Source organism: Acinetobacter sp. LCT-H3 (assembly GCF_001866125.1).
In the GTDB taxonomy this organism is placed as follows: Bacteria; Pseudomonadota; Gammaproteobacteria; order Pseudomonadales; family Moraxellaceae; genus Acinetobacter; species Acinetobacter schindleri.
The window spans coordinates 1-11563 of sequence record NZ_MODX01000044.1; the positions used below are offsets into that span (position 1 = coordinate 1).

At 58.4% G+C, this 11563-nt stretch carries 16 protein-coding genes; 15 read left to right on the plus strand and 1 reads right to left on the minus strand.

Annotated elements, in window-relative coordinates; translation table 11 throughout:
* The 12 genes from BK820_RS14205 to BK820_RS14260 form a co-directional block, all read left to right on the plus strand.
* Positions 1-288, plus strand: a 288-nt coding sequence (locus BK820_RS14205) for a P-loop NTPase family protein (RefSeq protein WP_502685976.1), incomplete at its 5' end; no start/stop codon positions are given.
* Positions 289-299: 11 nt separating this feature from the next.
* Positions 300-734 (plus strand): conjugal transfer transcriptional regulator TraM, encoded by a 435-nt coding sequence (gene traM / locus BK820_RS14210; RefSeq protein WP_026444294.1) that lies wholly within the window; start codon positions 300-302, stop codon positions 732-734.
* A gap of 188 nt (positions 735-922) precedes the next feature.
* Positions 923-2422, plus strand: coding sequence for an IS21-like element ISPst3 family transposase (gene istA / locus BK820_RS14215; RefSeq protein ID WP_024012635.1), 1500 nt, complete (start codon positions 923-925; stop codon positions 2420-2422).
* Positions 2415-3218: an IS21-like element ISPst3 family helper ATPase IstB gene (gene istB / locus BK820_RS14220; RefSeq protein WP_010454871.1), complete on the plus strand. Its 804-nt coding sequence runs from the start codon at positions 2415-2417 to the stop codon at positions 3216-3218. The genes istA and istB overlap by 8 nt, the downstream gene beginning before the upstream one ends.
* Before the next feature lie 520 nt (positions 3219-3738).
* Positions 3739-4182: a peptide-methionine (R)-S-oxide reductase MsrB gene (msrB, locus tag BK820_RS14225; protein ID WP_003464965.1), complete on the plus strand. Its 444-nt coding sequence runs from the start codon at positions 3739-3741 to the stop codon at positions 4180-4182.
* A gap of 1 nt (position 4183) precedes the next feature.
* Positions 4184-4723 carry a peptide-methionine (S)-S-oxide reductase MsrA gene (gene msrA / locus BK820_RS14230; protein ID WP_003464967.1) on the plus strand — a complete coding sequence of 180 codons (540 nt, stop codon included), beginning with the start codon at positions 4184-4186 and terminating at the stop codon, positions 4721-4723.
* Between the two features lie 140 nt (positions 4724-4863).
* Positions 4864-5568, plus strand: coding sequence for a glutathione S-transferase N-terminal domain-containing protein (locus BK820_RS14235; RefSeq protein WP_005006007.1), 705 nt, complete (start codon positions 4864-4866; stop codon positions 5566-5568).
* Entirely contained in the window at positions 5565-6533 is a 969-nt protein-coding gene (locus BK820_RS14240; RefSeq protein ID WP_002118270.1) for a magnesium and cobalt transport protein CorA, read from the plus strand. Before BK820_RS14235 ends, BK820_RS14240 begins: the two co-directional genes overlap by 4 nt.
* Before the next feature lie 91 nt (positions 6534-6624).
* Positions 6625-6933, plus strand: a complete 309-nt coding sequence (locus BK820_RS14245) for a hypothetical protein (RefSeq protein WP_005006003.1) — start codon at positions 6625-6627, stop codon at positions 6931-6933.
* 45 nt (positions 6934-6978) lie between these two features.
* Complete coding sequence (locus BK820_RS14250) at positions 6979-7992, plus strand: zinc-binding alcohol dehydrogenase family protein (RefSeq protein ID WP_002118279.1); 1014 nt, start codon at positions 6979-6981, stop codon at positions 7990-7992.
* Positions 7993-8064: 72 nt separating this feature from the next.
* Positions 8065-8496, plus strand: coding sequence for a GlcG/HbpS family heme-binding protein (locus tag BK820_RS14255; protein WP_005006001.1), 432 nt, complete (start codon positions 8065-8067; stop codon positions 8494-8496).
* Between the two features lie 58 nt (positions 8497-8554).
* Positions 8555-8848, plus strand: coding sequence for a DUF1330 domain-containing protein (locus BK820_RS14260; RefSeq protein WP_010591688.1), 294 nt, complete (start codon positions 8555-8557; stop codon positions 8846-8848).
* 325 nt (positions 8849-9173) lie between these two features.
* On the opposite strand, the gene BK820_RS14270 is transcribed toward BK820_RS14260, so the two are convergent.
* Positions 9174-9644 (minus strand): TlpA family protein disulfide reductase, encoded by a 471-nt coding sequence (locus BK820_RS14270; RefSeq protein WP_003464979.1) that lies wholly within the window; start codon positions 9642-9644, stop codon positions 9174-9176.
* Positions 9645-9829: 185 nt separating this feature from the next.
* On the opposite strand from BK820_RS14270, the gene BK820_RS15800 reads away from it, so the two are divergent.
* From BK820_RS15800 to BK820_RS14280, 3 genes are all read left to right on the plus strand, one after another.
* Positions 9830-9955 carry a hypothetical protein gene (locus BK820_RS15800; protein ID WP_256380712.1) on the plus strand — a complete coding sequence of 42 codons (126 nt, stop codon included), beginning with the start codon at positions 9830-9832 and terminating at the stop codon, positions 9953-9955.
* A 156-nt stretch (positions 9956-10111) separates the two neighbouring features.
* Entirely contained in the window at positions 10112-10714 is a 603-nt protein-coding gene (locus BK820_RS14275) for a sulfite oxidase-like oxidoreductase (RefSeq protein WP_003464980.1), read from the plus strand.
* The gene (locus BK820_RS14280) at positions 10707-11453 is read left to right on the plus strand and encodes a ferredoxin reductase (RefSeq protein ID WP_002118292.1); all 747 of its coding nucleotides are present in this window, start codon (positions 10707-10709) and stop codon (positions 11451-11453) included. The genes BK820_RS14275 and BK820_RS14280 overlap by 8 nt, the downstream gene beginning before the upstream one ends.
* Positions 11454-11563 lie beyond the last annotated feature (110 nt).

Genomic DNA, 11563 nt, shown 5'->3' on the forward strand with positions numbered 1-11563 from the left:
CTGTTTTTTCAGCACACATCACCGTATTGGGGGCCGATTGAGCATGAGGGCAAGACATTCGAGCAATTGAAGGCATACACGGCGAACAAGGCTCGGGTTGCCGCCATCATTCAAATCCCCGATTTGAAAAAGGAAACTTACGGCCAAGACCTGAGCGACATGCTCCAGGATCGCCTGACCTTCGATGACGCACTGGCCCTGGAATCGCTGACGATCATGACGCGCCAGCGCCTCAAGATCATCAAGGGCCAAATCTACGCACAGCTTGAAAATGTGCCCGTTCTGTAAGAGGTGGCGCTGTGAGTGATCCGGTAGATGAGCTGATTAAAGAAATCGCGGTTAAGCACAACATCGCCGTCTCCCGTGACGATCCGATCATGGTGCTCCACACGATCAACGAGCGCTTAATGCGAGACTCTGCGAAGGCCCAACAGGACATGCTGGACACCTTCAAGGAAGAACTAGAAAGCATTGCCTTCCGGTGGGGTGCTGATGCAAAGGAAAAAGCCGAGCGCATCCTAAACGCTGCACTGACGGCAAGTCGGGAAACGATGGCCAAGGTAATGCAGGACAGCGCGAAGGCAACGGCTGATGCCGTCAAAGCCGAGGTAGATGCAGCCCTCCGCCGTGTGACCGCCCCTGTTGAAGATGCCACGCGAATCGCTCGACTCAATATCGCGGCCGCTTGCCTGGCCTTCGCGGCTGCTGCAATAGTCCTATTTGCGTCCTTGTGAGTTGAGCCCCCACTAAAAACCCCGCCGAGGCGGGGTTTTTTTATGGCTATGTCCCAATACCGTGTTGCAAGGATGTTGCCGCTGACCGAAAACTGACCCAGTAGAGGCTGTTCTGCCGACTGAAAACTGACCCAGGTGTTCAACTGCTTCTGCTCAATTTTTGAGCAGGAGAACACAGGGTGATCAGTATGGAAATGATGGGCAAAATTCGCCGGATGTATTTCCGCGACAAGCTGTCGCTGCATGAGATAGCCAAGCGCACCGGGTTGGCGCGCAACACGATTCGCAAGTGGGTCAGAGCACCTGAGGCCAAGCCGCCGGTCTACCAACGCCGCGCGATCTTCAACAAACTCAGCCCTTTTCACGCCACGCTGGAGCAGGCGCTAAAAGCCGATTCGCTGCGGCCCAAGCAACAGCGGCGCAGTGCCAAGGCGCTGTTGGCGCAAATCAAAGCCGAAGGTTATGACGGTGGCTACAGCCAGCTCACCGCGTTTATCCGTGCCTGGCGAGGGGGACAGGGCAAGGCGTCGCAGGCCTTTGTGCCGCTGACCTTTGCTCTTGGCGAGGCGTTTCAGTTTGACTGGAGCGAGGAAGGCTTGCTGGTCGGCGGCATTTACCGGCGTATGCAGGTGGCACATCTGAAGCTGTGTGCCAGCCGTGCGTTCTGGCTTGTGGCGTATCCGAGCCAGGGCCATGAGATGTTATTTGACGCCCATACACGCTCGTTCGGCTCCTTGGGCGGCGTGCCGCGCCGGGGCATCTACGACAACATGAAGACCGCCGTCGACAAGGTCAATAAGGGCAAAGGCCGGGCGGTGAATGCGCGCTTTGCGGTGATGTGCGCGCATTACCTGTTCGATCCGGACTTCTGCAACGTCGCCGCTGGTTGGGAAAAGGGCATCGTTGAAAAGAACGTGCAAGACAGCCGCAGGCGTATCTGGCTAGACGCCCAGGACTGCCAGTTTCACTCCTTCGAGGAACTCAATGCCTGGCTGGGCCAGCGCTGCCGCGCGCTTTGGAACGAGCTGACGCACCCTCAATACAGCGGGCTGAGTGTGGCCGAAGTGCTGGAGTTGGAGCGCGCTGAACTGATGCCTGTGCCAGCGCCATTCGACGGTTACGTCGAGCGGCCTGCGCGGGTCTCCAGCACCTGCCTGGTCAGCGTCGGGCGCAACCGCTACTCGGTGCCGTGTGAGTATGCGGGTAAGTGGGTCAGCAGCCGTTTGTATCCGACGCGAATCGAGGTGGTGGCTGACGACGCGCTGATCGCCAGCCATGTCCGCTTGCTGGATCGCGACCAGGTCAGCTATGACTGGCAGCACTACCTCCCGCTGATCGAACGCAAGCCCGGTGCGCTGCGCAACGGCGCGCCCTTTGCTGATCTGCCGGCGCCGCTGCGTCAGCTTAAGCACGGTCTGGGGCGTCATGCCGGCGGTGACCGGATCATGGCGCAAGTTCTGGCTGCCGTACCGGTCGCCGGGCTCGATGCGGTGCTGGTGGCTGTTGAGCTGGTACTGGAAAGCGGCAGCCTGAGCGCCGAACACATCCTCAATGTCGTGGCGCGCCTGGCCGCGACCGAACCACCACCCAGCGTCGAAACCCACTTGTCGCTCAAGGAAGCCCCCGTCGCTAACACGGCGCGCTACGACCGCCTGCGTGGCCAGACCGAGGAGATCGGTCATGCGTGATTTGATGGCGGAACTCAAGGAGCTGCGCCTGCACGGCATGGCCACGGCCTGGGCGGAGTTGACTGCGCAGGGTGAGTCGAACACAGCCTCGTCCAAGTGGCTGCTCGAACACCTGCTGGAACAAGAGCACACAGATCGCGCCATGCGCTCGGTGAGCCACCAGATGAACATGGCCAAGCTGCCGATGCACCGCGACCTGGCCGGCTTCGACTTCAGCGCCTCCAGCGCAGACGCTCGTTTGATCAGCGAACTGGCCAGTCTGGCCTTTACCGACACCGCGCAGAACGTGGTGCTGATCGGTGGGCCTGGCACCGGTAAAACCCACCTGGCCACTGCGCTGGCCGTGTCCGGCATCACCCGGCACGGCAAGCGCGTGCGCTTCTACTCCACGGTCGATCTGGTCAATCTGCTGGAGCGCGAAAAGCACGACGGCAAAGCCGGGCGGATCGCCCAAGCTCTGCTGCGCATGGATCTGGTCATCCTCGACGAACTGGGTTATCTGCCCTTCAGCCAGGCCGGCGGTGCGTTGCTGTTTCACCTGCTATCCAAGCTGTACGAACACACCAGCGTGGTGATCACCACCAACCTGAGCTTCGCCGAATGGTCGAGCGTGTTCGGCGACGCCAAGATGACCACCGCCCTGCTGGATCGGCTGACCCACCACTGCCACATCGTCGAAACCGGTAACGAGTCCTATCGCCTGCAACACAGTAGCTTGGCGGCCCAGGCCAAGATCAAATCACGGGAGCGAAAGCGTAAGGGCGGCCAGGAACCGGAGGACGATGAGCCGTTCTGATTTCATGGCGACGACGGCCTGCTACATGGCTGCGTGTGGCAGGTCTTAAACAACTGAACTGGGCTAGCGAAGGAGTGGGGGCAACAGCAGCTGCGCTGGTAGACTTATCCACAGTTGCTGGTAACAAAATCAGCAATCCGCCCTGGGTCAAATTTCAATCGGCAGGGTGGGTCAATTTTCCATCAGCGCCAACACACTAAGCAACCATCAGAAAATTTTGACTGTACGCCAAAAAATTCGCATCTACCAGCATCTAAACAGGCGTTGTTGATTATCATAAAACACTGACACTGTATTATATAATCGTGCTTTTGTGTTATTTTTTTAATATTTACTGATTACGTACTTGCTTAACCACTCAGTTGCGCTAGAATTAATAGACGCGAAATTTAAATCTCTAATTTTCCAACACTTAGTAAAACCTCGTTTGCCATCCCACTACCATTGTAGGAGCAAATCAGGAGACATAAAAAATTAGCGGTAGCGTGCCTGGCCCTCTAGATAAGTATTGGAGACTGTAATGAAGTTTGAAAAGTCACAGACAGCAATCGACCACCTGACTCCCGAGCAACACCGAATTACCCAGGAGGCGGGCACCGAAAGGCCCTTCACGGGCGAGTACAACGACAACAAGGAGCCTGGCATCTACGTCGACATAGTGTCGGGAGAGCCACTGTTCGCTTCGACGGACAAGTTCGATTCGGGTACTGGCTGGCCCAGCTTCACCAAGCCGATCGTTTCGGCAAACGTGAACGAGGTGCGGGACAGCGCACACGGCATGGTCCGGACGGAGGTCAGGTCAGTACACGCAGACAGTCATCTCGGCCATGTGTTCCCCGATGGTCCTTCCGACCGCGGCGGTCTGCGGTACTGCATCAACTCAGCGTCCCTTCGCTTCATCCCGCGCGACGAGATGGAGTCCGAGGGATACGGTGAATATCTCGATCAAGTAGAGGAGGCTTAACATGCATCAGCGCGCTGTTCTCGCAGGAGGATGTTTCTGGGGCATGCAGGATCTGATCCGCAAGCGGCCCGGCATCATCTCGACCCGTGTGGGTTACACGGGCGGCGATATTCCGAACGCCACGTATCGTAATCACGGCACGCATGCCGAGGGGATCGAGATTGTCTTCGACCCGACAGTGACGAGCTACCGGAACATCCTGGAATTCTTCTTCCAGATCCACGATCCGACGACGCTGAACCGCCAGGGCAATGATCGTGGGCTCTCCTACCGGTCGGGCATCTATTATGTCGACGAGGAGCAGAAGCGCGTCGCCGAGGATACGATCGCCGATGTGGATGCCTCGGGGCTGTGGGATGGCAAAGTGGTGACCGAGGTCCAGCCGGTCGGCGAGTTCTGGGAGGCCGAGCCCGATCACCAGGATTATCTGGAGAAGCGCCCGGGCGGCTACACCTGCCACTTCGTCCGTCCCGGCTGGGTGCTTCCGAAGCGCCAAAAGGTTGACGACGTACAGCCAGCGGCCGGGACCGCGGCGGAATAGGCTTCACTGCCGTTGCCACTGCGCCGGTCCGGTCCGCAATCTTCGTGACCGCGTCGTTCAGCGACGCGGTCATCGAACCCTACTTCAGAGTGACGGCTCGTTCCAGTCAGTCGCCATCGCAACACCAGGATCGCAGATTTATGCCAGACCTCTCGTCCTTTCCGATCACGCAGCGCTGGCCGGCATCTCATCCCGATCGCCTGCAACTCTACGCAGCCCCTACGCCCAATGGCGTCAAGGTCTCGATCATGCTTGAGGAGACTGGCCTGGCGTACGAGCCCCACCTGATCGACATCTCGAACAACGAGTCGAAGGATCCGGCGTTCGTGTCGCTGAACCCGAACGGACGCATACCGGCGATCATCGATCCGGCTGGCCCTGACGGTAGACCCATCGCCTTATGGGAATCCGGTGCGATCCTCCTCTATCTGGCCGACAAGACGGGTCAGTTCATCTCCACCGAACCAGGCCAGCGTTACGAGACCCTAGCGTGGGTGTTCTTTCAGATGTCGGCCATCGGGCCGATGTTCGGACAGCTAGGCTTTTTCCTGCGATTTGCCGGCAAGGACTATGAGGACAAGCGACCTCGGCAGCGCTTTGTTGATGAATCCAGGCGTCTTCTCGGGGTCCTGGATCACCGGCTGGAGGGCCGCGAATGGATTGTCGATGATTACTCGATCGCGGACATTGCGACGTTTGGCTGGGTGAATGCGCTGGTCGAATTCTACGCAGCGGGCGACATCCTCGGCCTAAGCAGCTATTCGAACGTGCAGGCATGGCTCGAACGCGGGCTGGCGCGACCGGCTGTACAGCGTGGCCTGCGAATTCCTGCGAGGCCTGCATGACCATTATCGCCGCATATTATTACAACGAAGGTAAGCGAGTCCGTGAAATCAGGCTCGATGAGCACGTCGAACTAAACGAGAATCGCTCGGGCTTCTGCTGGATCGCGCTTAGCGAGCCCACCGCAGACGAACTCAGCGCGATCCAGACGACGTATAACCTCCATCCTTTGGCGATCGACAACGCCATGCACCCGCTGTGCCCGCCCAAGCTCGAGGTCTACAACGATGAGTTGTACGTCGTCGCCCAGACCGCCGAGCTGGTCGGCGACCGGATCAGCTACGGCAAGATGGCGATCTTCACCGGTCACAATCACCTTATCACCGTGCGGCACGGCAATGCCGGAGCGCTGGGCAAACTTCGGGAGCAACTCGAGGCATCGCCGACGCAGTTCGGCAAGGGTGTCGACTATGTGCTGCACGCGATCTTGCACCGAGTGGTCGACCAGTATCTGCCCATCTTCGAAATGATCGAGGACGACGTCCTGGCGATGGAGCGACGGTCGCTGCACGATTTCCTCGGGCCAGAAGAGGTGGCGCGAATCTTCGAACTAAGGTCCGAACTCACGCGGTTCCAGCGCACGCTCGGGGCTATGGCCGAGCTGGTGCGAAAGCTCGTTCGCGGCCACTTTCCCTGCATCAGCGCCGAAATGACACCATATTTCCACGACGTCGCGGACCATGTCCACCGCGTGCAGTCCATGGTCGACGGCCTCCTGCTTGTCCTGTCCACGGTCTTCGAGGCCAGCAGCCTTCTGGAAGCGCAAAGGATCGGTGTGGTCACTCGCCAGCTCGCGGCCTGGGCGGCGATCTTGACGGTCCCGACGGCGATCGCCGGAATATATGGCATGAACTTCAAGCACATGCCGGAACTGGACACGCCATATGGCTACTTCGTCGTGCTCGGAGTGATAGCGGTGTTCTGCCTTCTCCTGTTCATGCGCTTCAAGAAGGCCAAGTGGCTATGAGTAACGCACTTCGCGAGCTTCTCCGTCCGCCGAGTCACAGCGCGCTTTGTGCGCGAGCGTGTCCAATCCAGTTCAAGATGAAGGTGCTTCCATGACCTCCCAGGTGACCGACGTTCTAGAAGCAGTCCAGTCATTCATCGCCAACGGCTATGACCGCGAATACCGCGTCAAGGACGGCAATCTCGTCGATCTCGAACTAGGGTCAACCCTCGATGCATGCAGCATTCGCGTCGATGCGGCGTTGCGCCTCGAGAGCGGGGACGACGGCGAAGATGCCTCCAACATCTACGCGATCACCGATCCGGCGACAGAGCATAAAGGCCTGTTGATCGACGTGTTCGATGAAATCTGCTACCGCGACCCAGTTCAAGAGTCGGGACCTCAATGTAGAAGAAGTTGACTAACGAGCATTCGCGTCATCCGATCAAGCAAGCTGGAGACATTTATGAAAGCCATTGGTTACAAGGTTCCGGGACCCATCGCCGCGGATGCCGCGCTGGTCGACATCAATCTGCCTCGGCCTGTCGCTGCAGGATACGATATCCTGGTTGAGGTGAAGGCCGTCTCGGTCAACCCGGTCGACTACAAGGTCCGCAACAGCACGCCGCCGGCAGATGGCGATTGGAAGGTGCTGGGATGGGATGCCGCCGGGATTGTGCGCGAGGTCGGCCCCGACGTCACGCAGTTCGAGTTAGGCGACGAGGTCTATTATGCCGGATCGATCACACGGCCCGGTACCAATGCGGAGTTCCATCTCGTCGACGCCCGGATTGTCGGTCACAAACCTGCGTCGCTCTCCTGGGCGGAAGCGGCGGCGCTGCCGCTGACGACGTTGACGGCCTGGGAGGCGATGTTCGACCGCCTGGACGTGGCGAAGCCCGTACCCGGTGCGGCGGAGGCGATCCTCATCATCGGTGGCGCGGGCGGGGTTGGGTCGATCGCCGTCCAGATCGCGCGACAGCGCACGGACCTCACCGTCATCGCCACAGCCTCTCGACCGGAAACCCAAGAGTGGGTAAGAGGGCTTGGAGCTCACCACGTCATCGACCATTCTCGTCCGCTCGCGCCACAGATCGCCGAACTCGGCATCGGTGCTCCCGCTTTCGTCTTTTCGACCACACATACCGAGCAACATGTCGCCGACATCGCCGAACTGATCGCCCCACAAGGACGGTTCGGACTGATCGACGATCCCAAGGCATTCGATATCATGGTTTTCAAGCGCAAGGCGGTGTCGATCCACCACGAGCTGATGTTCACGCGGTCGATCTACGGCACGCCCGACATGAATGAGCAGGGCGAGATTCTGGATGCGATGGCAGCGCTGGTTGACGACGGCAAAATCCGCACGACGCTGACCCGGCGACTGTCGCCGATCAATGCCGCCAATCTGAAGACGGTGCATGCACTGATCGAAAGTGGCGCGGCTAAAGGCAAGATCGTCCTCGAAGGCTTCTAACGACCGCGATCGCCAAACATCTTGTCCAACCTCAAAAAGCCGAACGGGTTATGCCCCAGCGATGAGAATCCCATGACCAAATCTATTGCCACCGCCTCGATCAACCGCGAAACCGCAGTCGCCCTCATCGACGCGGCGCTCGCTGCGGCCCGTGCCATCGGCATCCCGGCTGCCGTCGCCGTCGTCGACGCCACCGGTAACCTGCGCGCGTTCGAGCGCACCGACGATGCGCCGTTCCTTACCGTCGATGTTGCCATCGACAAGGCCTGGAGTTCCGCCTCGTTTGGGTTCCCGACCCATGTCTGGAACGACTATGTGACCAACGATCCAAAAGTGGCGCCGCTAGCCTATCGCCCTCGGATGGTCGCTGTCGGCGGCGGTTATCCGATTCTGGAGGATGGGAAGTTGATCGGCGGCATAGGCATCTCCGGAGGCAACTATCAGCAGGATCAGGATGCGTGCGTCGAGGCACTCATGAAAATCGGGTTCCAGTTGCCAGCCTGACGACTGTGAGGCCATCACCGGTGGTAATGGCCAACAGATCCAACCTTTGAGAGGCCTAATGATGGAAGCGTTCGTCGTCTTTACGCGGGAAGAAACCAGCGACCCACATGCACTCGCAACCTATTCTGCAGGCGTCGGACCATCGTTCGATGGTCACGACGTTACCTTTCTCGCCGCTTATGGCGCGATCCAGCATTTGGAGGGGCCGCCCATCGAAGGGGCCGTAATCTTGCGTTTCCCGACGATGCAGGCCGCTCGCGACTGGTATGACAGTCCCGCCTACCAAACCATCGCTGCTCAACGCTTTGCCGGTTCCCGTTACCGCGCCTTTATCATTGAAGGGCGGCGGTGACATACCGACAGAAGCACTTCGGCGCTGACCACGAGGTATCGGCGTGTGAACTCGCATCTTGGGAATCTGTGGGGGGGACCAAGACAGCGGCGCTAGGGGCTCATATCGTCGATCGGATCAGAGAGTTGCTCGGCGAGAATGGGTTATCTATTGCCGAGCTGACGGAGCGGAGCCGCCCTCTCCCAACGGATTGATTCAATCGTTGACGCTCCTCCTATCCGGATCCGGGTTTTCGCACGCTGATCAACAGAGTTACAGCGCGCAACGCCTGTAGTGGGCATCAGGGGATGGGTGGCAATCAGGATGATTGCCCACCTTCCAACGATTAACCTTGCTCAAGTTGCTTCACTAGTCGCTCCGCGTCGAGATGGAAGTCCGAGAAAACAATGCTACCGCCAGCGTCGATAACCGTAAACCACGGAGTTCCTCGTGTGCGGTAGTCTTCCATGAAGGTTGGAAACGGCGAGCCGGTCGGTTGCTCGTCGTGACCGAAAACGATAGGAAGCTCATACTTGAGCTGGTTCACGCGCAACTTCTCGAAGGTATTCTCATGCGTTCCTTCGAAGACGGTCTGGATCACTGCGAACCCCACGTCTTTTGAGCTCAACGCTGCATGCAACTTTTGTAGCGTCGGAAACCCATGCAAATGGCAACCTTGGCACCAATGCTGGAAGGCAAACAAGATTTTCGGGCCGGGCCCGATATCTGACAGTTTGAACGGCGCGATACTTTCCCCATCTTTGCCAATCCATTTTTGCACCCGCAGCTCAGGCGCTTGTCGTTCGATCTCGTTCATCTGATCCTCCAACCCCGATACAGAAGCTTAGTGGATGATCGCGCGTCGCGACGGTGCGCGAACGTCCGACCTTATTTTCCCTATTTCCTGAAGCCAGAATAGATCAGATCGACATTTCGTCCTTAATATACTCAAGCTGCCGGCGAGCGCGAACTGGGCAACCATGCGCTGGTGAGCCTTGAGCTTTGCACGCTGCCCATCCGTTTGAGAGCGAACCTGCAACTTCCGCTCCGCATACCGCAGATCAGCGTACGCAGCCTTGGGGTTATCTACCCTATAGCCATTGGGTATTGGGAATCATGCTGGCCTGACGCTATGTTCGATACGCGATTTTTTACGATGATAGAGCATCTGTATCTGATTTTTAGTCGATTGGCTTATTCGGCGGATGTGCGGGCAAATGCTTTACGCAGAGTACTGAAATGAAGGCCGGCTTCGGTCTGCCGTATCGAGCAAGAGGGGTCACTATGGTCACCAGAGGTTTCACCGGTCGCGGTTCAGGCGACCAGTCCGATCGGATTCCGCCAGGTCAGCATCTGGTGGAGGATTTCCCTGTTCTGTCGGCCGGCCCTACGCCGAGGGTAGAGCCCTCCGACTGGAAATTCACAGTCAAAATTGGTCCGAAGCCCGTCAAAACGTGGAATTGGGGCGAATTCAACACTCTACCAAAGACCCAGGTGACAAAGGATATTCACTGCGTCACCTCTTGGTCCAAACTGGATACCGTTTGGGAGGGTGTACTCATTGAAGACATCCTTGCAGATGCAGAGCTTGATCGGCCTACCGATTTCGTCTTGGCGCACTGCTACGATAATTATTCGACAAACGTCCCTCTGACGGATCTGCTTTCCGGGAAAGCGATGGTCGCCCTCAGTTATGCGGGCAAGCCACTTTCCCGCGATCATGGGGGGCCGGCGCGTCTTCTAGTGCCGCACCTTTACTTCTGGAAATCCGCCAAATGGGTGAATGCGCTGCAATTCACGACGCGTGACGAGGCCGGCTTTTGGGAGCTGCACGGCTATCACATCTACGGCGATCCGTGGCGCGAACAACGATACACCCATGACTGAAAACGAAGCGCAAGTCCGTTCGTGGCAATCATGCGTGATCGACGACATCATCCAGCAAACACCGAGTATCAAGAGCTTCTTCCTTCGGTTGAGCAAGCCGTTCGCGCACACCGCAGGTCAGCACGTCGATATCCGGCTGACCGCGCCCGACGGCTACAGTGCAATGCGCAGCTACTCGATCGCGTCATCGGCAGTTTCGACCCCGATCGTCGAGATAGCTATCGAGCGCATGCCGGATGCCGAAGTTTCGCCGTTTTTTCACGACATCGCGGCGATTGGTGACGAAATCGAAGTTCGCGGTCCGCTCGGTGGCCATTTCCTTTGGCCTGAGCCTGCCATAGATCCGGTTCTGTTGATCGGGGGAGGCTCCGGCCTCGTGCCGTTGATGGCAATGATCCGGCAGCGCCGCGCATTGGCCCAAGCCGTTCCGACAGCGTTGCTCCTGTCCGCACGAACCGCCGAGGACGTTCTCTTCTCAGAAGAACTTCATTGCATCGAAATCAGCGATCCGGCGTTCGTCCTGGCGCTCGCGATTACGCGCGAGAAACCGGTTCGCGCATCGGACTTTGCGCGACGGATCGACGGCATGATGGTCCAAGAAATTCTAACCAGGCTTCAGGGAAAGCCGACGCAAGTGTTCGTCTGCGGGTCTAACGGATTCGTCAACATCGCAACCGATAGCGCGCTGCTGGCGGGCTTGGACGCCTCCATCATCAAGACGGAGCGCTACGGGGGCTAGCGGCGCGAGCTATCTCACGTCGCGCCGATCGTAGACGTGCGCCCTGGGAAGCTTTGGCGATCAACGTGAACCGTTTTGCCGAACACAGTCTTTGAACCGTACCGGGTTTG